This is a genomic window from Sphingomonas sp. GW821-FHT12D09, from assembly GCF_058807215.1.
The window spans coordinates 87306-111222 of record NZ_JBXAQL010000001.1; the positions used below are offsets into that span (position 1 = coordinate 87306).

General features: G+C 65.8%; 25 protein-coding genes. 12 read left to right on the top strand and 13 right to left on the bottom strand.

Annotated elements, in window-relative coordinates; genetic code table 11:
- Positions 1-2: 2 nt before the first annotated feature.
- Positions 3-938: a DUF2268 domain-containing putative Zn-dependent protease gene (locus AC1RPL_RS00465; protein ID WP_493067291.1), complete on the top strand. Its 936-nt coding sequence runs from the start codon at positions 3-5 to the stop codon at positions 936-938.
- On the opposite strand, the gene AC1RPL_RS00470 is transcribed toward AC1RPL_RS00465, so the two are convergent.
- The 5 genes from AC1RPL_RS00470 to AC1RPL_RS00490 all read right to left on the bottom strand — a co-directional run bounded on the left by AC1RPL_RS00470 (position 931) and on the right by AC1RPL_RS00490 (position 5167).
- Positions 931-1650, bottom strand: a complete 720-nt coding sequence (locus tag AC1RPL_RS00470; protein WP_493067292.1) for an NYN domain-containing protein — start codon at positions 1648-1650, stop codon at positions 931-933. The genes AC1RPL_RS00465 and AC1RPL_RS00470 overlap by 8 nt on opposite strands.
- Positions 1651-1654: 4 nt before the next feature.
- Positions 1655-2038, bottom strand: coding sequence for a DoxX family protein (locus tag AC1RPL_RS00475; RefSeq protein ID WP_493067293.1), 384 nt, complete (start codon positions 2036-2038; stop codon positions 1655-1657).
- A gap of 128 nt (positions 2039-2166) precedes the next feature.
- On the bottom strand, positions 2167-2445 hold the full coding sequence (locus AC1RPL_RS00480; RefSeq protein ID WP_493067294.1) for an acylphosphatase: 279 nt from the start codon (positions 2443-2445) through the stop codon (positions 2167-2169).
- 104 nt (positions 2446-2549) lie between these two features.
- Positions 2550-3026 carry a transcription elongation factor GreB gene (greB, locus tag AC1RPL_RS00485; protein ID WP_493067295.1) on the bottom strand — a complete coding sequence of 159 codons (477 nt, stop codon included), beginning with the start codon at positions 3024-3026 and terminating at the stop codon, positions 2550-2552.
- A 134-nt stretch (positions 3027-3160) separates the two neighbouring features.
- Positions 3161-5167 (bottom strand): lytic transglycosylase domain-containing protein, encoded by a 2007-nt coding sequence (locus AC1RPL_RS00490; protein ID WP_493069056.1) that lies wholly within the window; start codon positions 5165-5167, stop codon positions 3161-3163.
- A gap of 71 nt (positions 5168-5238) precedes the next feature.
- Here AC1RPL_RS00490 and dapA point away from each other — a divergent pair, with 71 nt between their 5' ends.
- On the top strand, positions 5239-6120 hold the full coding sequence (gene dapA / locus AC1RPL_RS00495; protein ID WP_493067296.1) for a 4-hydroxy-tetrahydrodipicolinate synthase: 882 nt from the start codon (positions 5239-5241) through the stop codon (positions 6118-6120).
- A 3-nt stretch (positions 6121-6123) separates the two neighbouring features.
- Here the strand turns inward: dapA and AC1RPL_RS00500 are convergent, their stop codons facing one another.
- From AC1RPL_RS00500 to AC1RPL_RS00510, 3 genes are all read right to left on the bottom strand, one after another.
- Positions 6124-6846, bottom strand: coding sequence for a 2OG-Fe(II) oxygenase (locus AC1RPL_RS00500; RefSeq protein WP_493067297.1), 723 nt, complete (start codon positions 6844-6846; stop codon positions 6124-6126).
- Between the two features lie 92 nt (positions 6847-6938).
- Entirely contained in the window at positions 6939-7862 is a 924-nt protein-coding gene (locus AC1RPL_RS00505; RefSeq protein WP_493067298.1) for an RcnB family protein, read from the bottom strand.
- Positions 7863-7979: 117 nt separating this feature from the next.
- Positions 7980-8486 carry a (2Fe-2S)-binding protein gene (locus tag AC1RPL_RS00510; RefSeq protein ID WP_493067299.1) on the bottom strand — a complete coding sequence of 169 codons (507 nt, stop codon included), beginning with the start codon at positions 8484-8486 and terminating at the stop codon, positions 7980-7982.
- A gap of 77 nt (positions 8487-8563) precedes the next feature.
- On the opposite strand from AC1RPL_RS00510, the gene AC1RPL_RS00515 reads away from it, so the two are divergent.
- Positions 8564-9364: a DODA-type extradiol aromatic ring-opening family dioxygenase gene (locus tag AC1RPL_RS00515; RefSeq protein WP_493067300.1), complete on the top strand. Its 801-nt coding sequence runs from the start codon at positions 8564-8566 to the stop codon at positions 9362-9364.
- Between the two features lie 9 nt (positions 9365-9373).
- Here the strand turns inward: AC1RPL_RS00515 and AC1RPL_RS00520 are convergent, their stop codons facing one another.
- Together AC1RPL_RS00520 and AC1RPL_RS00525 are read right to left on the bottom strand one after the other, a co-directional pair.
- On the bottom strand, positions 9374-9799 hold the full coding sequence (locus AC1RPL_RS00520; protein ID WP_493067301.1) for a hypothetical protein: 426 nt from the start codon (positions 9797-9799) through the stop codon (positions 9374-9376).
- 13 nt (positions 9800-9812) lie between these two features.
- On the bottom strand, positions 9813-10571 hold the full coding sequence (locus AC1RPL_RS00525; RefSeq protein WP_493067302.1) for a class II aldolase/adducin family protein: 759 nt from the start codon (positions 10569-10571) through the stop codon (positions 9813-9815).
- Between the two features lie 123 nt (positions 10572-10694).
- Between AC1RPL_RS00525 and AC1RPL_RS00530 the strand changes: the two genes are divergently transcribed.
- Positions 10695-11123: a hypothetical protein gene (locus AC1RPL_RS00530; protein ID WP_493067303.1), complete on the top strand. Its 429-nt coding sequence runs from the start codon at positions 10695-10697 to the stop codon at positions 11121-11123.
- A gap of 26 nt (positions 11124-11149) precedes the next feature.
- On the top strand, positions 11150-11617 hold the full coding sequence (locus tag AC1RPL_RS00535; protein ID WP_493067304.1) for a YiiG family protein: 468 nt from the start codon (positions 11150-11152) through the stop codon (positions 11615-11617).
- Between the two features lie 34 nt (positions 11618-11651).
- Here AC1RPL_RS00535 and AC1RPL_RS00540 read toward each other — a convergent pair whose 3' ends face one another.
- Positions 11652-12020 carry a DUF3291 domain-containing protein gene (locus AC1RPL_RS00540; RefSeq protein ID WP_493067305.1) on the bottom strand — a complete coding sequence of 123 codons (369 nt, stop codon included), beginning with the start codon at positions 12018-12020 and terminating at the stop codon, positions 11652-11654.
- 241 nt (positions 12021-12261) lie between these two features.
- Between AC1RPL_RS00540 and AC1RPL_RS00545 the strand changes: the two genes are divergently transcribed.
- Positions 12262-12651 (top strand): hypothetical protein, encoded by a 390-nt coding sequence (locus AC1RPL_RS00545; RefSeq protein WP_493067306.1) that lies wholly within the window; start codon positions 12262-12264, stop codon positions 12649-12651.
- Positions 12652-12655: 4 nt separating this feature from the next.
- Here AC1RPL_RS00545 and AC1RPL_RS00550 read toward each other — a convergent pair whose 3' ends face one another.
- Positions 12656-14056, bottom strand: coding sequence for a helix-turn-helix domain-containing protein (locus tag AC1RPL_RS00550; protein WP_493067307.1), 1401 nt, complete (start codon positions 14054-14056; stop codon positions 12656-12658).
- A gap of 104 nt (positions 14057-14160) precedes the next feature.
- On the opposite strand from AC1RPL_RS00550, the gene AC1RPL_RS00555 reads away from it, so the two are divergent.
- From AC1RPL_RS00555 to AC1RPL_RS00580, 6 genes are all read left to right on the top strand, one after another.
- Positions 14161-15687 carry an acyl-CoA carboxylase subunit beta gene (locus AC1RPL_RS00555; protein WP_493067308.1) on the top strand — a complete coding sequence of 509 codons (1527 nt, stop codon included), beginning with the start codon at positions 14161-14163 and terminating at the stop codon, positions 15685-15687.
- A 265-nt stretch (positions 15688-15952) separates the two neighbouring features.
- Complete coding sequence (gene mce, locus AC1RPL_RS00560; RefSeq protein WP_493067309.1) at positions 15953-16375, top strand: methylmalonyl-CoA epimerase; 423 nt, start codon at positions 15953-15955, stop codon at positions 16373-16375.
- A gap of 103 nt (positions 16376-16478) precedes the next feature.
- The gene (scpA, locus tag AC1RPL_RS00565; RefSeq protein WP_493067310.1) at positions 16479-18620 is read left to right on the top strand and encodes a methylmalonyl-CoA mutase; all 2142 of its coding nucleotides are present in this window, start codon (positions 16479-16481) and stop codon (positions 18618-18620) included.
- A complete protein-coding gene (locus AC1RPL_RS00570; RefSeq protein ID WP_493067311.1) occupies positions 18617-18961 on the top strand; it encodes a hypothetical protein in 345 nt (114 codons plus the stop codon). Before scpA ends, AC1RPL_RS00570 begins: the two co-directional genes overlap by 4 nt.
- Positions 18958-19950 (top strand): biotin synthase BioB, encoded by a 993-nt coding sequence (bioB, locus tag AC1RPL_RS00575; RefSeq protein WP_493067312.1) that lies wholly within the window; start codon positions 18958-18960, stop codon positions 19948-19950. The genes AC1RPL_RS00570 and bioB overlap by 4 nt, the downstream gene beginning before the upstream one ends.
- A 130-nt stretch (positions 19951-20080) precedes the next feature.
- On the top strand, positions 20081-22099 hold the full coding sequence (locus AC1RPL_RS00580) for an ATP-binding protein (protein ID WP_493067313.1): 2019 nt from the start codon (positions 20081-20083) through the stop codon (positions 22097-22099).
- Positions 22100-22114: 15 nt separating this feature from the next.
- Here AC1RPL_RS00580 and AC1RPL_RS00585 read toward each other — a convergent pair whose 3' ends face one another.
- Positions 22115-23908 (bottom strand): hypothetical protein, encoded by a 1794-nt coding sequence (locus tag AC1RPL_RS00585; protein ID WP_493067314.1) that lies wholly within the window; start codon positions 23906-23908, stop codon positions 22115-22117.
- Between the last annotated feature and the right edge of the window lie 9 nt (positions 23909-23917).

Consider the following 23917-nt stretch of genomic DNA (forward strand, 5'->3'; position numbering starts at 1 on the left):
GCATGCACATGATGAAATCGATCTTCCTCGCAGCCGCGCTGCTGGTGGCGGCACCCGCCGCGGCGCAGACGCCGGCGCTGCGATCCACCACCGATGCGTTCGACGCCTTCGCGACGTCCACCGTGACCCTGTCGCCGGCCGAGCGCGTGAAGCAATTCCGCGCGAAGTTCGACGCGCTGGTGCCGGGCTTCTACGAGCCGCGCTTTGGGGCGACCGAGGCGGAGTATGACGCGCGCGTCCAAAAGGTGCTGGAAGGCTATCCCGCGACGCGCGAGAAGTTCCTGGCGGTCGCGAAGAGCTTCTCGGCCGCCTACGCCACGGCCGGCACCCGCTTCCGCACCTTCTTCCCCGACTATGCGCCCGACATGCCGATCTATCTGGTCCATTCGCTGAACGAGATGGACGGCGGCACCCGCGAGCTGCGCGGCAAAATCGTGGCGATCTTCGGGGCGGACGTGATCGCGAAGATCCACGACCCCGCGTCGATCGGCCCGTTCCTCGACCATGAGATGTTCCACTTCCACCACGCGAAGTATTTTCCGGACTGCCCGGCCTTGTGGTGCTCGCTCTGGCAGGAGGGGCTGGCGACCTATGTCGCGGGACGGATGAACCCGGGGGCGGACGATCGCGCGCTGCTGCTCACCATCCCGCGGCCGATCCGCGCGGAAGTGGAGCCCCGGCTGGCCGAGGCGATGTGCCTGGTGCGCTCCAAGCTCGGGTCGACCGACCAGGACGATTATTCGATGTTCTTCTTCGGCAGGGGCGGGAAGGCGCAGGACGGCTGGCCGCCGCGCTTCGGCTATTATCTGGGCTATGTGCTGGCGAAGCAGCTGGGCGAGGGCATTTCGCTCGACGCGCTGGCCAAGCTGCCGCCGGAACAGGTCAAGGCGAGGCTGGAGGCGGCTCTGGCGGCCTATCGCTGTCCGACGATCAACTGACGCGCCGGACATAGGGATGGCCGTCGCGCCGGTCGACCTGGAAGCCTGGTACGGCCGCGAACAGATCGGAGAGACGCGAAAAACCGTAGTTGCGACTGTCGAAGCTCGAGCGATTGCCGGCGCGGGCACCGATCTCACCCAAGCTCGCATAGCCGTCGGCATCGTGTCGCGAGGCCTCATAGGCGTCGATCAGCAAGCGGACGACGTCTTCGCTGACCGCGGCCTTGGAAGGGATCGCGGCTTTGACCTCGGGCACCGCTGTTTCGGTGCGCTCGAATGTCTCGACGTTGATGAAGCGATTGCACGCCTGGCGGAAGCCTTCGGGTGTCTTGGTTTCGCCGAAACCATAGACTTCGAGCCCGTTCTGCCGGATTCGCGTAACGAGCGGCGTGAAGTCGCTGTCGGACGACATGATTCCGAAACCGGCGACGCGGCCGCCCCAAAGTAGGTCCATCGCGTCGATCGTCATCTTCATGTCGGCAGCGTTCTTGTGCTTGGTCAGGTCGAACTGCTGTTGGGGTTCGAGGGCATAGCGCAGCGCCACGTCGATCCATGGCTTGAGCGTGGGCTTGCTCCAATTGCCGTACATGCGGCGGATGTTGACCGTGCCGAGATCTGCCAGCACGGCCAACACCGGATCGATATGCTTCGCGGACGCATTGTCCGTGTCGATGAGCAGGGCGACGTTCCCGGTGGGTGGCCGCTCCTGCATCGCCTCAGGCCTTCTTGGCCGTCGCCGCGTCCACGCTCCACACGCCGCCGCCGGTGGCTGCGAGGTAGAGGAAGATGAAGCAGTAGAGCATGATCGCCTCGCCGCCGTTCGCGGCGGGGAAGAAGCCGCCCTTGGCGTGGATCAGGAAATAGCCGACCGCGCACATGCCCGAGGCGATGAATGCCACCGGGCGGGTGAACAGGCCGATCACGAGCAGCGCGCCGCCGACAAGCTCGATCACGCCCGCGGCGGTGAGCAGGGGGTTGAGCGGCATCGGGAAGGGCGGCAGGCCGAAGAACTTCGAGGTGCCGTGCTGCAGGAAGCCGAGGCCTGCGACGATGCGCAGGGTGCTCAGCAGTCTACCGGACCAGCTTGCGGGAATGGGCATGGGCATTTCTCCTCACGGCCACGCCCTTTGCGCGCCGTTTCGAGGCTGAAATGTTTCATCTCATGTCCGCCTGGTCAACCAACGCCCGGGAAACCGTGTGTTTCCGTTTCCAGAGCAGGGTTGGGCCCTTACGCCGTGAAGCGCTTGGTGAAGCCCTTGGCATGCTTGTCGCCGGCGCTCTGGAAAGCCTCGACATGATCGACCACCGCCATGGGCGGACCCTCCCGAAGCGCTTCGGTGAGCGAGACGAGCACCTCGTCATCGCCCTCGGCGAGCAGCTCCACACGGCCGTCGTTCAGATTGCGGACCCAGCCCTTCACGCCAAGCTGCTTGGCAAGGCGCACCGCCCAGTCGCGATAGCCGACACGCTGCACGCGCCCCGACACCAGAATACGCTGTGCCGTCATATATCCCCACGCTCTTTTACCCGGCCGGCGTCCCTCGCGGCCTGGTGCAACTCTATCATTTTGAAGATGCGAGGGAATCGCCTGCGGGTGCGGCTCATCGCGCCTTAGGGGTAAGTGATCGCAATCACTTCATATTCGCGTTCGCCGGTGGGCAGGGTGACGCGCCGGAGGTCGCCGATCCCGGCGCCGCGCAGCGCACGGGCGATCGGCGAGTTCCAGCCGACCAGACCCTTGCCGGCATCGGCCTCGTCATCGCCGACCAGGGTCAGCGTGCGGTGATTGTCGTCCTCGTCGGCGATCTGGACGGTCGCGCCGAAATAGACGCGGCTGCGGTCTTCCTGCTGGCTGGGATCGACGACCTTGGCCGCCTTCATCCGCCGGGAGAGGAAGCCGAGGCGCCGGTCGATCTCGCGCAGGCGCTTGCGGCCATAGATGTAATCGCCATTCTCCGAGCGATCGCCATTGCCCGCGGCCCAGGAGATGGTCTCGACCAGGGCGGGGCGCTCGGTGCCGAAGAGGGTGTCGTACTCGGTCCGGAGCACGGCATAGCCGGCGGGGGTGATGTAGTTGGGGCGGTCCATTGGCCTCTTCTAGCGCCAAGTTCGTCATGCTGAACTTGTTTCAGCATCCAAGGTGCCGCGAGGGATATCGCCTGTGGAGCGTTGGACCCTGAAACAAGTTCAGGGTGACGATGGGGGGTGGCTGACGGCAGGGCTCAGCCCGGCCGGTTCTTCCCCAAGTACCAGCTGGTATTCGCCGGCCCGCGCGAGCGCGCGCGCTCGGGGTTGAGCAGGTCGTAGACCACGGCGTTCTCGATCACGCGCTGGACGTAGTTCTTGGTCTCGAAGATCGGGATCTGCTCGATCCACTGGACGATGTCGCCGCCGGGCAGGCGGGGATCGCCATTGGCCCTGATCCACTTGTTCACATTGCCGGGGCCGGCATTGTAGGCGGCGATCGCCAGCGGATAGCTGCCATAGAGATTGTACATCCGCTGGAAATAGGTCGAGCCGAGCTGGATGTTGTAATCGGTGTTGGAGTTCAGTGAGCCCGGATCATAGCTCATGCCGAGCCGGGTCGAGACTTCGCGCGCCGTGCCCGGCATCAGCTGCATCAGCCCGCGCGCGCCGGCATGGCTGACCGCGTCGCGATCGAACTGGCTTTCCTGGCGGGCGATGGCGTGGACGATCGTCCAGTAATCCTGTTGCGACGCGGGTACCGCGACGGTGGGATAGCCGGCGGCGGTATAATCGGAGAGTCCGTTGGACATCGCGCTCTTGCCGACCAGCACGCCTAGGTCCGGACGGCCGATCGCGCGGCTCAGCTCGGCGGCGAGGATGTGATCGGTGTCGCTCGTCGCGTCCGTGGCGATCTGGCGGATGAACAGGCCCTGGTCCTGGCGATTGCCCATCGTGCCGAGCAGCTGGGCGGCGCGCACCGTCTCCTTGCGGAAGAATGCATCGCGCACCGCCGGATCGCCGACACGGGCATTGAAATCGGGCGGGCGCTTCAAGGGATTGCCGAGCCGTTCGGTGGCGAGCTGGCCGTAATAGACGTCGGGAAAGCCGGCAGCCTTGGCGAAGAACTTCGCCGCGGTCGCCTGGTCGCCGGCGACTTCGGCGGCGCGGCCGGCCCAGTAGAAGCCCTTGGACTGGGTGGTCGGCGTCTTCGAGCCATGGCCGTAGCGATCGAACATGCCGATCGCGTCGCGCGACCGGCCGAGATTGTTGAGCGCCACCGTGCCGGCCAGCCAGGTGAGGCTGGTATAATCGTCGCGCTCGCCAAGCGGCTGCTCGCTGATATCGGTGCCGGCCGGGAAGGCGTCATCGACTTGGCTGGCGATCTGATAGGCGAGGCTGAACTGGCCGTCCGACTGGGCGCCGCGTGCGGCGGTGAGCAGCACTTCGTACCATTCCTCGGCATCGCCCGGGAAGGAAGCGAGCTGGCGGGGCTGGGCGAGATAGGACCGCATCGCCGGGCTTTGGCCGGTGTCGCGCAGCCACAGCGCGCGATCGGCGATGAAGCCGGGATTGGTGCGGCCAAGCGCGAGCGCGTTCGAGCCCTTCAGGTCGGCATCGGGCGCCTTGGTGCGGAAGGCGATGCGTGCGTCGAACACCGGGCGCATGGCGGACGAGACATAGGAAAGCTGGCGCTGAGCGGCACTGAGCGAGCCCGACCAGAGCAGCATGTCCATCCGCGCGTCATGATCGGCTGGGGTGAGCGCCGAGGAAAAGCCGCCGAGCAGCGCGGTTTCGTCGCGCGGGCGCAGCACCCCGTGGCGCCAGGCACGGCGGGCCTGTTCCTCACCCTCGCTGCGGCGGCCGGATGCGACCAGCGCCTCGGCATAGCGCAGGCGACCGGCGGCGGTGAGCGGCGGAAACCGCTCGAAATAGCGGCTGACGAGGCCGGGCGCCCAGGTGCCGCTGTCCAGAATGGTCTCGGCAGCGGCGCGGCGGCCCTTCTCGCCGGGCCAGCCGGGGTGCATGAGCAGGAAATTGGCGTAGTCGGAAAAGGGGTAATTGTCCGACTGCTGGAGCCGCTTCCATTCGACCAGCGCATCGGAGAGCTGATCGGCCTGGATATAGGTCGGCGGCACGCGGGGAACGCCGGCTTCCAGCGCCACCTTGTACCACTGGATCTGTTCCTGCGTGAGTTGCGACGAGGCGGCGAGCCCCGAAACCCCCGCGAACAGCAACGCACTTTTGAACAGCGGAGCAAGCATACTGGACATGATACGCGTGTCGCCCCTATCTGCCAGCCCCGAATTGGGGAATTAAGGAAGATTCTGAGACCATGTTTTCGGGCTCCATTCCCGCGCTGGTGACGCCGTTCCGTAACGGCAGCTTCGCGGAAGAAGACTATCGCGCGCTAGTTGAATGGCAGATTGCCGAAGGGTCTGCCGGGCTGGTGCCGTGCGGCACCACCGGCGAGGCGGCGACGATGCCGAAGGACGAGCATTTCGAAGTCGTCCGCGTCTGTGCCGAGCAGGCCAGGGGCCGCGTGCCCGTGCTCGCCGGCGCCGGATCCAACGATACGCTGGTCGCGGTCGAGAATGTGAAGGCTGCGAAAGCCGCCGGTGCGGACGCCGCGCTCATGGTCCCGCCTTATTACAACCGCCCGAGCCAGGAAGGCATCTTCCGCCATTTCGAAGCCGTGGCGGAGAAGACCGATCTGCCGATCGTGCTCTATAACGTGCCGGGCCGCACCGTGACCGACATCCAGCCGGCAACGATGACGCGGATCGTCAAGGCGTTCCCGGGCAAGTTCATCGGCGTGAAGGATGCGACCGGCGCGCTCACCCGCGTGACCGAGCAGCGCGCCGGCTGCGGGGCCGCGTTCACCCAGCTTTCGGGCAATGACGAGACTGCGCTGGCCTTCAATGCGATGGGCGGCATCGGCTGCATCTCGGTGACCGCGAACGTCGCGCCGAAGCTGTGCGCCGAGTTCCAGGCGGCCTGGGCGGCGGGGGACACCGCCAAGGCGCTGGCGCTGCACGACCGCCTCTATCCGCTGCACCTGGCGATGTTCACCGATGCCTCGCCGGGGCCGGTGAAGTACGCGATGACCCGCGTGCGTCCGGGCTTCCCGGAGGAGCTGCGCCTGCCGATGACGCCGGCGGGCGAGGCGAGCCGGGCGGCGGTGGACACGGCGCTGGCGCTGGCGGGGTTGATCTAGGCGTCAGGTCCGCTGCTCGCCGCCGGCATAATAGGTCGGCACGTGCCCCTTGATCCAGGCGTGCTCGCGGAACCATTTGGTGACGATGTACTTCGTCCCCTCGATCACGCGCATGCCCTCGTGGAGCGTGTCGTAATTGGGGGTGCCGTCTTCCATCATGTTGTTCCAGATCAGCATCATGCCCTTTTTGGGCTTGAAGCGGACGCCGGCGCGCGGGAACCAGGTGGCGCCGCCTTCCTCGACATCGTTGAGATAGACCATCGCGGTCCAGGTGCGCTGTCCGCCGGATTCGAGCATGCGCTCCCAATATTCGGCTTTCTCGTGGAAATAGTCGCAGTGCGCGCGGAACTGCTGGCCGGGCTCGTAACGCTGGCCCTGCAGTGTCTCGGCATTGACGGGGGGCAGGCCGAGCGTGAGGGCGATGCGGTCGTCGATCGGCCAGATCTCGTCCGACCAGCGATCGAGGTCGGTCGAGCTGCTGGTGCGGAATTCGGGATCCTCGTGCGCCGCTAGCAGGGTGGAGGGGCGTGCGGCGTCATCGATCAGCCGGATCAGCATGGCGCACTCGGCGTCGCTGAAGAAATCGGGATAGGTGAACATCTGCGCGGCCTCGACCTTGGCGCGCTTGACGTTCGGATCGGCCTCCAGCTTGGCCACGACCTCACGGGCCATCCGTGCCCGGTGGGGCGAGGGGGTTCCCGATACGTTACCGATATTCTTGCTCACGGGAGGCCAATTCGCCCCTGGCGCGGGTAAAAGCAAGAGGCCCGGTCCTTTCGGGCCGGGCCTCCCGTTTCTGGCAGGATGCGGGCGTGAACCTACCAGAAGATGTCGTAGATCGTGTCGACCACTTCGCCGGTCTCGACATCGACGAGCAGCGCATCATTGTAATAGCGCACCCAGCGATACGGGCCGTACGCCTCCGGCAGGCGGTAGTAGAAGGGATCGTTGATCCAGTATTGCGACGAGAACAGGATCGAGTTCAGCGTGAAGCCGATCCCGAAGCGGCGATAGCCATAGCCCCAGCCCGACGGCGCATAATAGCGCGGCAGGCGATAGGCGCTGCGGTTGGAGTTGCGGTAGCCGCGCCAGTCATAGCGATTGTCGTTGCGCCAGCCATTGTTCCAGCGCCCGCCATTGTTGCCGCCCCAGCCGCGGTTGTTGTCGTAGCCGCCGCGGTTGTTGCCGCGATAGTCGGATCGGCCGTTATTGCGGTTGCGATCGTTCCAGCCGGGATTGCCGCGGTTGAACTGGCCATTGTTGTTGCCGCCGCGATTGTCGTTGCGGTTCCAGTCCTGGCGATCGTTGCCGCCCTGGTTGCCGCGGTTCCACTGGCCGTTATTGCCGGGATTGCCACGGTTGCCGCTCCAGCGCTGCTGTGCCTGGGGCGGCGAGACCTGGGTCTGCGCCTGCGGGGTGCCGCGCGGCTGGCCGCCGTTCCACTGCGAGCGATCGCCGCCGCGGTTCCACTGGCCACCGCCATTGCCGCCGCCGCCGTTCCAGTCGCGGCGCTGCTGCTGCGGTTGGGCCGACTGCTGCTGGCCCGACGGACGGCTCCAGTTGCCGCCGCCGCGGTTCGACGGAGCGGGGCTGGGAGCCGGGGTCGACTGCGCCGACTGGCCGCCGCCCGAGTTTCCGCCGTTACGGCCGCCACCGTCGCCACGGTGCCCGCGATCCTGCGCCAGTGCCGGCGGGACCAGGGCTGTTGCGGCGATCAACACCGCGAGCAAGGTCTTCTTCATTATGTGTCTCCGCTGGGACCGGCACGACGCCGGGCTCTGAAGGTAAACACCCTTTAAAGCCCGCTGGCTGTCACGACCCTGAATTCAGCTGTCAGCTTATTGAAAGCATTTGAAATATTAGGATTCCGGCGTGCTCGGCCTATCCTGGCCGGCAACCGGTTCGGGCGCGTCGCCGCGGGTGATCCGGGCGGCATCCTGGATCGCGTCCATCAGCCGGGGATAGATGCCGCAACGGCAGATATTGGGGATCGCATCCTTGATGTCCTGCTCGCTCGGGTTGCGGTTGACGCGCAGCAAGGTCGAGGCGGCCATCACCACGCCGGGGATGCAATAGCCGCATTGCGGCACGTTCGCTGCGATCAGCGCCTGTTGCACGGGGTGGCTGCGATCCTTGGACAGCCCCTCGATCGTAGTGACGAACGTGCCCTCGAGCGCGCCGATCGTCACCTGGCAGGCGAGACGGGGATCGCCGTCCACGTCCACGGTGCAGGCGCCGCAATCGCCGGTGCCGCAGCCATATTTGGTGCCGGTCAGGTTCGACGCGTCGCGCAGGGCCCAGAGCAGCGGCGTGCGCGGATCCATCCTGTAGGCGATCGGCTGGTTGTTGACGGTGAAGCGAGTCATGACCGGGGTTTAGCGGGAAACGCGGTGTTTCCGAAACCGCCATTGTGCCGGGCCGGGCCAGGCGCGACATCAGGTGCATGACACTTCCCACGCTCTTCATCCCGCATGGCGGCGGCCCCTGCTTCTTCATGGACCCGAATGGCGGCCCTGCCGATCCGATGTGGCAGAAGATGCAGGCCTATCTCGCCGGGCTGATCGACTCGCTGCCCGAACGGCCCAAGGCGATCCTGCTCGTCTCGGGGCATTGGGAAGAGAGCCAGGTCACTGTCCATGCCGGCAACGGCCAGCCCTTGCTGTTCGACTATCATGGCTTTCCCGAGCACACCTATCGCCTGCGCTGGGACGCGCCGGGCTCGCCGGGGGTTGCGGCGCGGGTGAAGACGCTGCTCGAGGGTGCGGGTTTTCCTGTCGGCGAGGAGCGCGAGCGCGGCTGGGACCACGGGGTGTTCATCCCGATGATGGTCGCAGTGCCGGGAGCCGACATCCCGCTCGTCCAGTTGTCGCTGCGCAAGGACCTCGATCCCGCCGACCATATCGCAATGGGCAAGGTGCTGGAGCCGCTTCGGAACGAGGGCGTGCTGATCGTCGGCTCTGGCATGAGCTTCCATAACCTGCGCGCCCGTGGGCCCCAGGTGACGCCGGTGGCGGACGAATGGGACGATGCCCTGACTGCGGCGGTGACCGACGCCGATCCGGCAAGCCGGGCGGCGCGGGTGGCCGATTGGGACAAGCTTCCCCATGCGAAGTTCGCCCATCCGCGCGAGGAGCATCTCCTGCCGCTAATGGTCGCGCTCGGCGCGGGCGGCGAGGGGCCGGCGGTGCGCGATTACCGCGACCATGTGATGGGGTGGACGGTGTCGGGCTATCGGTTTGGTTGACGCTCGCTGTTACAATTTGTGGTGATGGTGGTCATTCAACGGCATTCCAGCCGCCACAAATTGATCTGAGAGATCTTCGACCATCGGGATCGACCATTCGGATCCTTTCTTGAAGAGCCGCTGGTTACCATTCGTAGCGGTTCCAGGATTGGCGTGGACAAGATCGTTTCGGCGCCCAACCAATCGTTTGAACTCTGTCGCCGCGCTGCTGAGGCTGGCCACGATCGCTTGATCGCTGTGACCCGCTGCGAGTGCGAGAAGATCGTTTGCGATCTGCCCAGCCGTTTTCGCGCTAATCGTACCGATATAACCGGGCTGAATTTTTTCACAGCACCAGACGGCATCCCATTCCAGGCGAGCGAAACATATCGTCGCCAATCCAAGCGCATGAAGATAGGGTTCATCTATTGGAACCCTCAGACGATCGTCTTTCACAGGCGCACCGTTTCTACTCCCGCCAGCTCTTGTCCGTCCGATCGACGAGCCGCACCATCGCCGTGAAGTCCGCCGCGCCCGGGCCGCCGGGGACCTGGGCCATGTGGAGGTCGCGCTGGTGGACAGCGACCACTTCGTCGGAAACCGTCAGCGGTTCGCCCATCGAGGCGGTGGCGATCTGGATCTCGCAGGCGCGCTGGAGCGACCAGTGCTTGATGAACGCTTCGGGCAAGGTGCGGCCCATCACGAGGATGCCGTGGTTCCTAAGCAGCATCACCCGCTTGTCGCCGAGATGCTCGAGCAGGCGCGCGCCTTCCGCATCGCGCACCGTCACGCCCTCGAAGTCGTGATAGGCGATCTGGCCGGCGAAGCTGCAGGCGTAGAAATTGGTAGGTCGGAGCCCGCCCTCGACGCTGGAGACCGCCATGCCCGCAGTGGTGTGCGTGTGCGCGATGCAGTGTGCGTCGGGCAGGTGCCGGTGGAACAGCGCGTGCTGGACGAAGCCGGCGCGGTTCACCGGATAGGGCGAATCATCGAGCTTGTTGCCGTCGATGTCGATCTTGACGAGGTTCGACGCTTTCACTTCGCTGAAGTGCAGCCCGAACGGGTTGATCAGGAACGCGCCTTCCTCGCCCGGGATCTTCAGCGTGATGTGGTTGTAGATCATCTCGGACCAGCCCAGCATGTCGAACACGCGGTAGCAGGCGGCGAGCTGCTGCCGGGCCTCCCATTCGGCTTCGGTCATTTGCTTGCTTGCCAGCGCGGTGGCCATGTTACCTCTCCCAAGGCTTTTTCTTTGGGTATGCCACGCGCGAGGCGCCTCGGGCAACAGGCTCCGGATCGAATGCGCAAGTGGCGGGTTACGCCCTCGTAACGGTCGAGGGGTGTCTATTACATGCTGAATCTCAAGATGCGCCAGGGTGTCGTCCTGGCGGGGTTGCTGACGCTGGCTGCCTGTGGCGGCACGGGTGGCGGCAATGGCGCCGCCGGTACGGTGGCGACGACGCCGGATGTAGCGACCAAGGTCAGCGGCTATACCGAAGCCTATAACGCGCTGATCGGCACGTTCGGCGTGCCGGAGACGGCGGACACCTACAAGAATGCCAGGATCGCCAGCCGGTCTCCTTCGGACAACATCACGATCAGCCAGGGCTGGGTCGAGACTGCCCAGGGCAAGCTGAAGACGGCCCGCGCGCTGCCCGGTTCGCGGGGGGAACTGGATGCCAGGGCCGAGGCGCTCGACAATGCGCTGCTCAAGGTGCTGGCGCGGCTCAACCCGCTGTACGCCTATTACACACCAAGGCGTATCGCGAGGACGCGCTGAAGCGCGGCAAGGCCGAGGACGCGCAGATGATCGCCGAGTTCGATGCGGCGCTGAAGGCGATGGAGGACTTCAACGCGGTGCTGGTGAAGCAGCGCCGCGCGGGCGTCGAGGCGGAACTCGACCGGCTCAAAAAGGCCGGCGACATGGCCGGCTACAACAACAAGCTGGCGATGCAGCAGGCCGAGGACCTGGTGACGCTGTTCAACAAGCCCGAGGATTTGAAGGACCCGGCGATCTTCGCCAAGGGCGACGCGATCATAGGGTCGCTGGAAAAGCTGCTGGCCGACCAGCAGAAGACGATCGCCGCGGCCAAGGCCAAGGAAACCGAAGCGGTCGCTAAGGCCAGGCTCGGCACCTATGGCACGGTGACCGACATGCTGGGATCGATGATCGGCAATTATCGCCAGCTCAAGCAATCGCATTCGGGCAGCGACATGAAGTCGATGGTCGATTCCTATAATCGCGCGGTCAGCATGGCGAACATGTTCAATTGAGGGATAGCGGCGGCTGCAGCTGACCCAGTGCGATCTAGGCGTACGGCTGGATCGCAGCGGCGCGGGAGAGGCGCGGGGTGGCATACGCCATCGCCAGATGCGCGGCGGTGGGATGGAGGACCTTGGACGGGCGACCCTCGGCGCGCATCCGGGCATCGGCCTCCGTCCAGTCCGGAAGCTCGGCGCCCGGCTGCTCCCAATGGACGATGCTCGCCTCGTCGCACCAATGCTTGAGCCTGGGCATGGCGACCCTGTGCACGCCGGCGGTGATATAGGCGCGCATGTCCTCGGCGCTGTCCCACAAAGTGAGCGTCCAGAAGGTGAAGCGGCGATCGGGCAATAGCGAGCCCGCGCGAAAGCCGGCGGCGCCGCGAACCTGGCGGTTGGTTCGCAGCGTGAGCAACGCAAAGGCGGGAAGGAAGCGCCACGAACGAATACGGAGGCGAGTAACGCTTATGAACATGGTCCCTCGCTGCGTGGCTTTCCTGGCATATTGGGTGCGCGGCAGCGCTTTACCACGCATGCGGCACGATGCCGTACCGGCCTCGATCAATCGCGATTGCGAGCAGGCGGATGTTAAGCGGGGACAACTGCGCCGGCGACAGCTGTTGCATCGTGGCAGCTTGGGCGTCAGCATTCCGGCCATGCAATATAAGCGCATTGGATGGACGATCGCCCGGGTCCTGTTCGGGCTCTTCTTCCTCTATGCCCCGATCATGATCATCATCATGTTCGGCGGACAGCATCCGCCGGAAACGGCGCCCGCCGCGGCGCATTTCACCACGGCGCTGAACGAAACCGGGTTCATGAACCCCTCGCTCATCGCCGCCCTGCTCATCGGCGGCGCGTGCATGCTGTTCGATCGCACCGCCCCGGTCGGGCTGATCCTGCTGGGGCCGCCGATCTTCGTGATCGCGTGCTTCCACTGGTTCCTGACGCACCAATATCTGTGGGGAAGCATCTGGCCTGTATGGTTCGCGGTGCTGGCCTGGCATTATCGCGCGGTGTTCGCACGGCTATGGGCGCGCGGCTGAGCACTCAGCGGAAGCCGTAAGGGACGACGCTGCGCCGGTCCGGATCAATCGCGATTGCCGAGCCCGCCGGCGGGAACGCCCGCTGGTCGCAGTCCGTTCGCGGGCAGATGCGGCAGCTGGCGCCGATCGGTGTCGCCGCGCCGCCAGGGCGCAGATCGTCGGCATAGACGAAGTCCGCCGCGTGCATCTCCTCGCAGCCCAAAGCCACGGCATAGCGGCGCGAAGGGCGGGCATAGCTGCCCGAGGGTTTCACCAGCCCCTTCGCCATCGAGACATAGCGCGTGCCGTCGGGCATCTCGGCATGCTGGACGAGGATGCGGTCGGGGATCGCCACCGCCTCGTGCACCATCCACAGCGGGCAGGCGCCGCCGAAGCGGGCGAATTGCAGGCGGGTGGCCGAGTGCCGCTTGGTGATGTTGCCGGCCATGTCGACCCGGCAGAAGAAGAAGGGCAGGCCCTGCGCGCCGGGGCGCTGGAGGGTGGAGAGGCGGTGGCAGGCCTGTTCGAAGCTTACCCGGAAGCGCTGGCGCAACCGATCGATGTCGTGGCGGACGTTGCGCGCGGTGTCCTTGAAGTCGCCATAGGGCATCAGCAGCGCGCCGGCGGCATAGTTGGCGAGGCCGATGCTGAGCAACTCGCGTGACGCCGGCGTGGCGAGGCCCGAGCCCTCGACCACATGGCGCATCTCGTTCTCGAACTCGTAGCGGACCAGCCGGTGGGCGAGCAGGAAGGTGCGGCTCTCGGGTGGGAGCGCGCTGTTGAGCGCGAGCGTGCGGTCCTGCGCGTCGAAACGGCTCAACTGGCTGCCGTCGCCGTCCTCGCTGGTGACCTTCACGCCGTGCCAGCGCAGCCGATCCTCGAGCCCACGGGCAGGGCGATCGGGGTCGAGATCGGCGGCTAGCGTCTCGGCCGAGAGGTCGATCGTGTCGATGTAATTGCCCTCCGCCTGGAACCAGTCGCGGACTTCCTCCCAGGGGAGCGGGGCGGCATCGGAGGAGCCGCTGTCGAAGCGGTCGTCGAGGACGCGGAGCTGCTCCTGGCTGCGGCGCCAGGCATCGTGGAGCGCGACCATGCGGCGGGCGAGCAGGGGCTGCTGCTCGATGCCGCGACGCACATCGGCTTCCTCGATCCGCTCGGCGGGGACGCTGGCGTCGGTGGCGGCATCGATCGTGCGGAGCAGCGCGGCGCTGTCGGCCGCGTCGCCGAATACCTCGAGCGGGAATTCGCGGGAGAGCGCGACCAGCACGATGTCGGTGATCGGACGGTCGTTATTCTCGATCTGCGACAGGTAGGAGACGGAGATGCCGAGGCGCGTCGCCATCGCCGCCTGGCTAAGTCCGACTCGGCGGCGCAGGTCGCGCAGGCGAAAGCCTTCGAACAGGCGGCGACGGGGAGAATTGCTCATGCGTGCAATATATCTGCAAACCCGCACGCTGCAACTTCGCAACATTGCATTTGCCGTAACGGCATGTCCCGATGCAGAAGCCGCCGCTACCCAAGGGGAACCGCATGTCGTCGACGATCGAGGAACTGGAACGCCGCCGCGCCGCCGCCCGCCTGGGCGGGGGGCAGAAGCGGATCGACGCGCAGCACGCCAAGGGCAAGCTCACCGCAAGGGAGCGCGTCGAAGTGCTGCTCGACCAGGGATCGTTCGAAGAGCTCGACATGTATGTCGAGCATAACTGCGTCGACTTCGGCATGCAGGACCAGATCGTCCCCGGCGACGGCGTCGTCACCGGATCGGGCACGATCAACGGTCGCCTCGTCTTCGTGTTCAGCCAGGACTTCACCGTGTTCGGCGGCTCGCTTTCCGAGCGCCACGCGCAGAAGATCTGCAAGATCATGGACATGGCGATGAAGGTCGGCGCGCCCGTGATCGGGCTGAACGACAGCGGCGGCGCGCGCATCCAGGAGGGTGTCGCGTCGCTGGGTGGCTATGCCGAGGTGTTCCAGCGCAATGTGCTCGCGAGCGGCGTGGTGCCCCAGCTGAGCCTGATCATGGGCCCCTGTGCAGGCGGGGCCGTCTATTCTCCCGCGATGACCGACTTCATCTTCATGGTGAAGGATTCATCGTACATGTTCGTCACCGGCCCGGATGTAGTGAAGACCGTTACAAACGAGATCGTCACGCAGGAGGAACTGGGCGGAGCTGTGACGCATACCACGAGGTCGGGGGTCGCCGATGTGGCCTTCGATAACGATATCGAGGCGCTGCTCGCGGCCCGCGACTTCGTGGACTTCTTGCCTGCCTCCAACCGCGAGGCCGTTCCGGAACGTCCGTGCGACGATCCCTGGGATCGGATGGAGCCGAGCCTCGACACGCTGATCCCGCCAAACGCGAACCAGCCGTACGACATGCACGAGCTGATCCGGAAGACGCTCGACGAAGGCGAGTTCTTCGAGCTGCAACCGAGCCATGCCGGCAACATCCTGATCGGCTTCGGCCGGATCGAGGGGCGCACGGTGGGCGTGGTGGCGAACCAGCCGATGGTGCTGGCCGGGTGCCTGGACATAAACTCGTCCAAGAAGGCCGCGCGGTTCGTGCGCTTCTGCGACGCGTTCGACATTCCGATCGTGACCTTCGTCGACGTGCCGGGCTTCCTGCCGGGTGTCGGGCAGGAGCATTCGGGGATCATCAAGCACGGCGCGAAATTGCTCTTCGCCTATGCCGAGGCGACCGTGCCCAAGATCACCGTGATCACGCGCAAGGCCTATGGCGGCGCGTACGACGTGATGGCGAGCAAGCATCTGCGCGGCGACTTGAACTATGCCTGGCCGACCGCCGAGATCGCGGTGATGGGCGCGAAGGGTGCGGTGGAGATCATCTTCCGGGGCAAGACGCCGGAGGAGATCGTTGAGCGCACCGCGGAATATGAGGCGCGCTTCGCCAATCCGTTCGTGGCGGCGAGCAAGGGGTTCGTCGACGAGGTGATCATGCCGCATTCCACGCGGCGGCGCGTGGCGCTCGGGCTTCGCAAGCTGCGGGGCAAGCAGCTCGAGAACCCGTGGAAGAAGCACGATAACATCCCGCTGTGAGCGAGGTGGGGACATTGTTGTTTGTCGGCTTCTGGCTGGCGTGCGTTGCGTGCTTCACCTTGTGGCTGCAACGCGAACTGAAGCTTTCCATTGAACGGGGCTATTTCAGTCATGGAAGCCGGAAGACTTATCGTGATCAACGCCCACGGACTTTCAGAGCCTGTATCGGCTGGTACAAGTTCTTGATCGGCTTTGGCTGTCTCATGTTTCTGACGGGCGCCATCGGCACTGTGTTTGGACTGGTCCAGAGGAATGGGTGGATAGGATGAAACTCGGCCGCCTCAACCATGTCGGCATCGCGACGCCTTCGATCGAAGCGTCGATCGCCTTTTACCGCGACGTGATGCGTGCGGAGGTGATCCGCGCGCCGTTCGACCTGCCGGCGCAGGGCGTGAAGGTTTGCTTCGTCGATACGCCGAACAGCCAGATCGAGCTGATCGAGCCGTTGGGCGATGCCTCGCCGATCCATGGCTTCCTGGCGAAGAACCCGGCGGGCGGGCAGCATCATCTGTGCTATGAGGTGCCGGATATCGCTGAGGCCAAGGCCTGGTTCGAGGCCAAGGGCGCCAAGGTGCTCGGCGAGCCGCGCATCGGTGCGCATGGCACGCCGATCTTCTTCGTCCACCCCAGGGACATGGGGGGGGTGCTGACCGAGATCATGGAGACGCCGAAGGGAGAGGGGCATTGATCTCCTTCGTCATCCCCGCGAAGGCGGGGATCCAGAGCCGCGAAGGACGCTGCTCTGTTACCCTGGCTCCCCGCCTTCGCGGGGATGACGGTGGGAATTTGGGATGACGGACGAAACACATCTCGATGCGTGGAAGGCCGCCGCCTCGAAGGAGGTCAAGGGCAAGGACCTGACCTGGCACACGCCCGAGGGTATCGAGGTCAAGCCGCTCTACACCGCCGAGGATGTGGCGGGAATCGATCCCGGCCTGCCGGGCTTCGCGCCGTTCACCCGAGGCGTGCGCGCATCGATGTATGCCGGGCGGCCCTGGACGATCCGCCAGTACGCCGGCTTCTCGACCGCCGAGGCGTCGAACGCATTCTACCGCCGCAACCTGGCGGCGGGGCAGAAGGGGCTGAGCGTCGCCTTCGATCTCGCCACCCACCGCGGCTATGACAGCGACCATCCGCGCGTCACCGGCGATGTCGGCAAGGCGGGCGTGGCGATCGACAGCATCGAGGACATGAAGATCCTGTTCGACGGGATCCCACTCGATCAGATGTCGGTCAGCATGACGATGAACGGCGCGGTGATCCCGATCCTCGCCTTCTTCATCGTCGCGGGCGAGGAGCAGGGCGTCGACAAGAGCCTGCTCGACGGGACCATCCAGAACGACATCCTCAAGGAGTTCATGGTCCGCAACACCTACATCTACCCGCCCGAACCGAGCATGCGAATCATTTCGGACATTTTCGCATATACGTCTGCCAACATGCCGAAATTCAACAGCATTTCCATTTCCGGCTATCATATGCAGGAAGCCGGGGCGACGCAGGTGCAGGAGCTTGCCTTCACCATCGCCGACGGCATGGAATATGTGAAATACGGCGTCGCCAGCGGCCTGGATATCGACAAGTTCGCAGGGCGTTTGAGCTTCTTCTTCGCAATCGGCATGAACTTCTTCATGGAGATCGCGAAGCTGCGGGCTGCGCGCGTGCTGTGGCACCGGGTGATGACCCAGCTCGGTGCGGCGGACGAGCGCTCCAAGATGCTGCGCACCCACTGCCAGACCAGCGGCGTGTCGCTGACCGAGCAGGACCCGTACAACAACGTCATCCGCACCACGATCGAGGCGATGGCGGCGATGCTCGGCGGCACGCAGAGCTTGCACACCAACGCACTCGACGAAGCGATCGCGCTGCCCACCGACTTCTCCGCCCGGATCGCGCGCAACACCCAGATCGTCATCCAGGAAGAGACCGGGATGACCAAGGTCGTCGATCCGCTGGGCGGCAGCTACTATATCGAGAGCCTGACCCAGGAACTGGTCGACAAGGCCTGGGAGATCATCGAGCGGGTCGAGGCCGAGGGTGGCATGGCCAAGGCCGTGGCGGCGGGCTGGCCCAAGGCGATGATCGAGGAAGCCGCCGCCGCCACTGCCGCGCGGATCGATCGCGGGGAGCAGGTGATCGTCGGCGTCAACAAATATCGCAAGGCCGACGAGGACCCGATCGACATCCTCGATGTCGACAACCATGCGGTGCGCGAGGCGCAGATCGCGCGGATCAAGCGCGTGAAGGCGTCGCGGGACGAGGCGGCGTGCCAGGCGGCGCTCGAGGCGCTGCGCCAGGGTGCCGAGGGCAGCGACAATCTCCTCGCGCTTGCCGTGGATGCCGCGCGCGCTCGCGCCACGCTGGGCGAGATATCCTCGGCGATGGAGGCCGGCTTTGGCCGCTATGCTACCAAGCCTACGCCGGTGCAGGGCGTCTATGGCGGCGCCTATCGGGACGACGCGGTGTGGGAGCGGCTCAAGGACGGCGTGAACGCCACCGAGCGGCGCCTCGGCCGCAAGCCCCGCATGCTCGTCGCCAAGATGGGGCAGGACGGGCATGACCGCGGCGCCAATCTGGTCTCTTCCGCCTTTGGTGATTTGGGCTTCGAAGTGGTCCCGGGGCCGCTGTTCCAGACGCCGCAGGAAGCCGCGGTGCTGGCGATCGAGAGCGATGTCGATGTGGTTGGCGCCTCCAGCCTCGCGGCAGGCCACAAGACGCTGATCCCGGAGCTGATCCGCGAGCTGAAGGACGCCGGCCGGGCGGACATCAAGGTGATCGCCGGCGGCGTGATCCCGGCGCAGGATTACGAGTTCCTCCGCGAGGCGGGCGTTCAGGCCATCTTCGGGCCCGGCACCAATCTGGTGAAGGCGGCCGAGGAAGTGCTACGGCTGCTCGGGCACAACATGCCCCCCACGGAGGAAGCTGCCGAATGACCGAGATCGACGAGGAGCTGGTGGAGGCCGGAGACGGCGAGACCTTGCTCTACGATTATTTCAAGCACCTGACCTCGCTGTGCATCCTGTCGCTTGGAGGCGTGCTGGCGCTGATCCCCAATGCGCACGGCGTGAAGCCGGGCCTGCTCGTCGGCGTGCTTGCAGTGCTGGGCGTCGCTGGCCTGCTTTCCTTCGCCGGCACCTCCGAGATCGTGCGTGCGCGCTTCCTGCGAACGCCGATGCACAACACCGTCAATTTCTGCCGGATCGTCGCGCCCGTGTTGCTTTCCATTGGCGTCGGCATGTTCGTCTATCTCTTTACCCGGACCCTGCAACCATGACCCGTACCGACTGGACCCGCGAAGAAATCGCCGCGCTGTTCGATCTTCCCTTCACCGAACTCGTGTTCCGTGCGCAGACGGTCCACCGCGAGAACCACGCGCCGAACGAAGTGCAGCTCTCGACGCTGCTCTCGATCAAGACCGGCGGCTGCCCGGAGGATTGCGGCTATTGCAGCCAGTCGGTCTCGGCCGAGACGGGGCTGAAGGCGACCAAGCTGATGGACGTGCGCCAGGTGCTGCAGGCTGCGGCCCAGGCCAAGGATCACGGCTCGTCGCGCTTCTGCATGGGCGCCGCCTGGCGCAACCCCAAGGACCGCGACATGCCCGCCATCGTCGAGATGGTACAGGGCGTCCGCGCGATGGGGATGGAGACCTGCATGACGCTGGGCATGCTGAGCGAGAAGCAGGCCGGGATGCTCGCCGATGCGGGCCTCGATTACTACAACCACAATATCGACACTTCGCCCGAGCGCTATGCCGAGGTGATCACCACGCGCAGCTTCGAGGATCGGCTCGATACGCTCGAGCATGTCCGCGAGGCTGGGATCAACGTGTGCTGCGGCGGCATCGTCGGCATGGGCGAGACGCGGCCGGACCGCGTCGGCTTCATCCACGCGCTGGCGACTTTGCCAGTGCATCCGGGCAGCGTGCCGGTCAACGCGCTGGTGCCGATCAAGGGCACGGTGCTGGGCAACATGCTGGCCGACACGCCGCTGGCACAGATCGACGACATCGAGTTCGTCCGCACGATCGCGGTGGCGCGGATTACCATGCCGGAGAGCATGGTGCGGCTCTCCGCCGGGCGCGAAAGCATGAGCGACGCGACCCAGGCGCTGTGTTTCCTGGCCGGCGCCAACTCGATCTTCACCGGCGACAAGCTGCTGACCGCGGGCAATGCCGGCGACGACAAGGACGCGGCGCTGTTCGCGCGGCTGGGCGTGGTGCCGATGCAGGCGGAGGTGAAGGTCGAGCTGGAGGCGGCGGAATAGTGCCAATGCACGCTTCTTCGGCCTGTCACCCCGGCCTTGAGCCGGGGTCCCGCTGCGGATCGGAGAAGGCAAGAAGCGGGACCCCGGCTCAAGGCCGGGGCGACATAAATAGGAAAGCCGGAGAGGCCTGATGTTCAAGAAGATCCTGGTCGCCAATCGCGGCGAGATTGCGTGCCGCGTGATGCGCACCGCCAAGAAGATGGGGATCGCCACCGTGGCGGTCTACTCGGACGCGGACGCCCGCGCGCCGCATGTGCTGATGGCGGACGAAGCGGTGCGGCTCGGGCCGGCGCCGGCGGCGGAATCCTATCTCAAGGCCGAGCTGATCCTGCTCGCTGCCAAGGAGACGGGCGCGGATTGCATTCACCCTGGATACGGTTTCCTCTCGGAGCGCGAGAGCTTTGCCAAGGCTTGTGCCGAGGTGGGGATCGCTTTCATCGGGCCACCGCCCAATGCCATCGCGGCAATGGGCGACAAGATCGAGTCCAAGAAGCTCGCCAAGGCGGCGGGGGTGAACGTCGTCCCCGGCTATGTCGGCGAGATCGACGATACCGAGCATGCGGTGCGGATCGCCGGCGAGATCGGCTATCCGGTGATGATGAAGGCTTCGGCCGGCGGCGGCGGCAAGGGCATGCGGCTGGCCTGGAGCGAAACCGACGTGCGTGAAGGCTTCGAGGCGACCAAGCGCGAAGGCCTGGCGAGCTTCGGCGACGACCGGGTGTTCATCGAGAAGTTCATCGAGCAGCCGCGCCACATCGAGATCCAGGTGCTGGGCGATCGGCATGGCAATATCGTCTACCTGGGCGAGCGCGAATGCTCGATCCAGCGGCGGCACCAGAAGGTGGTCGAGGAAGCGCCGTCGCCCTTCGTTTCGCCGGAGATGCGCAAGCGCATGGGCGAGCAGGCAGTCGCACTGGCGCGGGCGGTGGGCTATTTCAGCGCCGGCACGGTCGAGCTGATCGTCTCGGGCGCCGACAAGACCGGGGCGGGCTTCTACTTCCTCGAGATGAACACCCGACTCCAGGTCGAGCATCCGGTGACCGAGGCGGTGACCGGCATCGACCTGGTCGAGCAGATGATCCGCGTCGCGTACGGCGAGAAGCTGGCCTTCGGGCAGGACGATATCACGCTGACCGGCTGGGCGATCGAGAATCGCGTCTATGCCGAGGATCCCTATCGCGGCTTCCTGCCGAGCACGGGCCGGCTGGTGCGCTATCGCCCACCGGCGAGCGAGGAGACGCCCTATGGCCCGCCCGGCACGCGCGGCGACCAGGGCTATGTCCGCGTCGATGACGGCGTGGTCGAGGGCGGTGAAGTCTCGATGTTCTACGATCCGATGATCGCAAAGCTGGTCACCTGGGGCGAGACGCGCGATGAAGCGGCGGACCTGCAGGTGGCGGCGCTCGACCGCTTCCGGATCGACGGGATCGGCCACAATATCGATTTCCTCTCGGCGCTGATGCAGCATCCGCGCTTCCGATCGGGCAACATCACCACCGGGTTCATCGCCGAGGAGTATCCGGAAGGGTTCCACGGCGCGCCGGCGTCCGACGCGCTCAAGCGCAAGCTGGCCGCGCTGGCGGCGGTGATCGACCTCGAACGCGCCGAACGCGCCGCCGCGACGTCAGGCCAGCTCAACGGACCAGTCGCCATCGGCGAGGACCGCGTGGTGCTGATCGACGGCGAGCGGTTCGAGGTCGCGGTGGACGAGGATGTCACGGTCGACGGCCAGCCCATCGAAGTCGATGGCGAATGGCAAGCGGACAATCTGATCCTCACTGCCGTGATCGACGGTTCGCCGCTCAGCGTCGGAGTTGCGCGCAAGGGCGGGAAGTGGCTGCTCACGGCGCACGGCGCAACGCACAAGGTGGAAGTCTATCCGCCGCACGTCGCGCAGTACCGGCACCACATGATCGAGAAGACCCCGCCCGACATGAGCCGCTTCCTGCTCGCGCCGATGCCGGGCCTGCTCACCCAGCTCCATGTCGGCCCAGGCGACAGGGTCGAGGCGGGCCAGCCGCTCGCCGTGGTCGAGGCGATGAAGATGGAGAATATCCTGCGCGCGGAGCGGGCAGGGGTGGTCAAGGCTTCCAACTTCGCGCCGGGCGAGAGCCTGGCGGTGGACGCGGCGATCCTCGAGTTCGAATGAGGCGGTGGGGCCTGCTCAGGGATCGAGCAGGCCGTACTGGATCAGCGCATCGTTCCAGAAGACGCGTTTGCCGAAGGGCGTGAGCAGAGAGTCGCGCGTCTGGCGCCAGCGGCAGATCAGCGATTCCGGGTCGCGCGGATGGCCGTAATCGGCATGGACCTTGGCGAGGTCGAGGTCGCCGAGCTTCGCCCAGTGCATCGAATAGCGGATGCCGGCACCATCCAGCGCGCCGCGCACCATCGCGGCGCCGGTGGGCAGCGTGGCGGCCAGCACGTCGAGCGCGTCGGCCAGCGCCGGGGCGTAGTTCAGGTTCTGGTTGATCCGTGCCTTGGTCGCCAGGCAGATCAGCGGGGAGAGGCCGTCGATCTCGATCACGGCGTTCTTCTCGAACCGGGTGAAGGCCAGGGTGCCCGCCGCCTTGTCGACGAAGCGCAGCGTGAACACGAAGGACGGGGCCAGCCCCTGCACCGCGGCGCAGATCAGCGGGATCGCCTTGGCGACCTGTTCGAGCGGTATCGCGAAGGAAGCGTTGTAGAGCGCGCCGGGCTTGCCGCCGGTGATCGTGCCCTTGTGCAGCTCGCTCCACAGATAGGGCTTGGATCCGAGCGGGGCGTCGGCTTCCGGATCGAAGGGCGCATCGGGCGTGTCGTAGGTCTTGAGGCCGCGATAATAGCCGAAGATCGATTCATCTCCGATCAGCATCGGCAGCACCCAGGGCGGAATGGGTTGGGCTGCCGGCGGGACAAGCGCCTCGGGTGCGGCTGCCTTTGCCGTCTCCATCCCCGCCGAGACCATCGATGTGCCGAGCTGGGAGATTGCGTCGGCCGGGTGGAGGATGTCGGCGGGGCCGGAGGGCATCAGCGCCTGGCGGCTGGTGGCGAAGTACATGATGTTCGTCGCCGGATAGGCGAACGGGGCGTGCGGGTTGATCGTGAGCTCGTAGAACAGGGGCTCCGCCGCGCAGTTCAGGCGCACGGCGATCTCGTTGAACTTGCCATCGGCGAGGTCCTGCAGGAAATCGGGGGTCAGCATGGTGACACGCTGCATCAGCGCGAACTTGTGGTTGTCGACCAGTTCGATCGCCATGCCGTTGACGATGCCCATCGCACCCAGATGGACCAGCGCATCCTCGAACTGGTCATCGTCGCGCACCAGCCGGGGCAGCTTGCCGTCGATCGCCAGCCTGGCGAGCCCGGCCTTGCTCAGCACCGGCGCGCAGGCGGGCTCGATCCACACATGCTCGCCGCTGCCGACGATCAGGTGCATGCCCAGCACCATGTTCTGGATGCCGCCAAAGCCGAGACGCGAGCCGTGGCTGGACGTGGCGGCGCCACCGGCGATACTGGGGTAGAGGTAGGTGCCACTGCTGTGGAGCGCGCAGCCGTTCTGCTCGGCCCATAGCGCGATCGTCTCCATCGTCGTTCCGCCGCTGGCGAGTGCGACATGGTCGGCGGGCGCACGGCAGCCGGGATCGCGCTCGTCCTCGGCGAGCATCGTCACGCTTGCCAGCCCCAGCGCGTCGAGCTGGGAGACCGGCGTGCCGATCAGCGGGGCAAAGCTCCAGCCCTGGCCCACCGTGCCGGCGGCGAAAGACGTGGTGTCACCGGGCACGTCGAGCGTGCGCAGATGGCCGAACAGCGCCGCGCCGGTCGCCGCGAAGCGCTCCAGCCCCGATGGCTGGTTGGCATCGCTGGCGTCGATGCTGGCCAGGCTGTGGATCAGCATTTCCGGCCCGTCCGGTCCCATCTGCCCGCGCGTGAGGTGGAAATTCTGCCAGGCGACGTCGTTTTCGTAGGTGACGTGAGGCATGGGAATTGT

Excerpts from the sequence above, each read along its gene's own strand:
- AC1RPL_RS00465 (WP_493067291.1), top strand. The coding sequence starts at position 3 with ATGCACATGATGAAATCGATCTTCCTCGCAGCCGCGCTGCTGGTGGCG.
- AC1RPL_RS00470 (WP_493067292.1), bottom strand. The coding sequence starts at position 1,650 with ATGCAGGAGCGGCCACCCACCGGGAACGTCGCCCTGCTCATCGACACG.
- AC1RPL_RS00475 (WP_493067293.1), bottom strand. The coding sequence starts at position 2,038 with ATGCCCATTCCCGCAAGCTGGTCCGGTAGACTGCTGAGCACCCTGCGC.
- AC1RPL_RS00480 (WP_493067294.1), bottom strand. The coding sequence starts at position 2,445 with ATGACGGCACAGCGTATTCTGGTGTCGGGGCGCGTGCAGCGTGTCGGC.
- greB (WP_493067295.1), bottom strand. The coding sequence starts at position 3,026 with ATGGACCGCCCCAACTACATCACCCCCGCCGGCTATGCCGTGCTCCGG.
- AC1RPL_RS00490 (WP_493069056.1), bottom strand. The coding sequence starts at position 5,167 with ATGCTTGCTCCGCTGTTCAAAAGTGCGTTGCTGTTCGCGGGGGTTTCG.
- dapA (WP_493067296.1), top strand. The coding sequence starts at position 5,239 with ATGTTTTCGGGCTCCATTCCCGCGCTGGTGACGCCGTTCCGTAACGGC.
- AC1RPL_RS00505 (WP_493067298.1), bottom strand. The coding sequence starts at position 7,862 with ATGAAGAAGACCTTGCTCGCGGTGTTGATCGCCGCAACAGCCCTGGTC.
- AC1RPL_RS00510 (WP_493067299.1), bottom strand. The coding sequence starts at position 8,486 with ATGACTCGCTTCACCGTCAACAACCAGCCGATCGCCTACAGGATGGAT.
- AC1RPL_RS00515 (WP_493067300.1), top strand. The coding sequence starts at position 8,564 with ATGACACTTCCCACGCTCTTCATCCCGCATGGCGGCGGCCCCTGCTTC.
- AC1RPL_RS00525 (WP_493067302.1), bottom strand. The coding sequence starts at position 10,571 with ATGGCCACCGCGCTGGCAAGCAAGCAAATGACCGAAGCCGAATGGGAG.
- AC1RPL_RS00530 (WP_493067303.1), top strand. The coding sequence starts at position 10,695 with ATGCTGAATCTCAAGATGCGCCAGGGTGTCGTCCTGGCGGGGTTGCTG.
- AC1RPL_RS00535 (WP_493067304.1), top strand. The coding sequence starts at position 11,150 with ATGATCGCCGAGTTCGATGCGGCGCTGAAGGCGATGGAGGACTTCAAC.
- AC1RPL_RS00545 (WP_493067306.1), top strand. The coding sequence starts at position 12,262 with ATGCAATATAAGCGCATTGGATGGACGATCGCCCGGGTCCTGTTCGGG.
- AC1RPL_RS00550 (WP_493067307.1), bottom strand. The coding sequence starts at position 14,056 with ATGAGCAATTCTCCCCGTCGCCGCCTGTTCGAAGGCTTTCGCCTGCGC.
- AC1RPL_RS00555 (WP_493067308.1), top strand. The coding sequence starts at position 14,161 with ATGTCGTCGACGATCGAGGAACTGGAACGCCGCCGCGCCGCCGCCCGC.
- mce (WP_493067309.1), top strand. The coding sequence starts at position 15,953 with ATGAAACTCGGCCGCCTCAACCATGTCGGCATCGCGACGCCTTCGATC.
- scpA (WP_493067310.1), top strand. The coding sequence starts at position 16,479 with ATGACGGACGAAACACATCTCGATGCGTGGAAGGCCGCCGCCTCGAAG.
- AC1RPL_RS00570 (WP_493067311.1), top strand. The coding sequence starts at position 18,617 with ATGACCGAGATCGACGAGGAGCTGGTGGAGGCCGGAGACGGCGAGACC.
- bioB (WP_493067312.1), top strand. The coding sequence starts at position 18,958 with ATGACCCGTACCGACTGGACCCGCGAAGAAATCGCCGCGCTGTTCGAT.
- AC1RPL_RS00580 (WP_493067313.1), top strand. The coding sequence starts at position 20,081 with ATGTTCAAGAAGATCCTGGTCGCCAATCGCGGCGAGATTGCGTGCCGC.
- AC1RPL_RS00585 (WP_493067314.1), bottom strand. The coding sequence starts at position 23,908 with ATGCCTCACGTCACCTACGAAAACGACGTCGCCTGGCAGAATTTCCAC.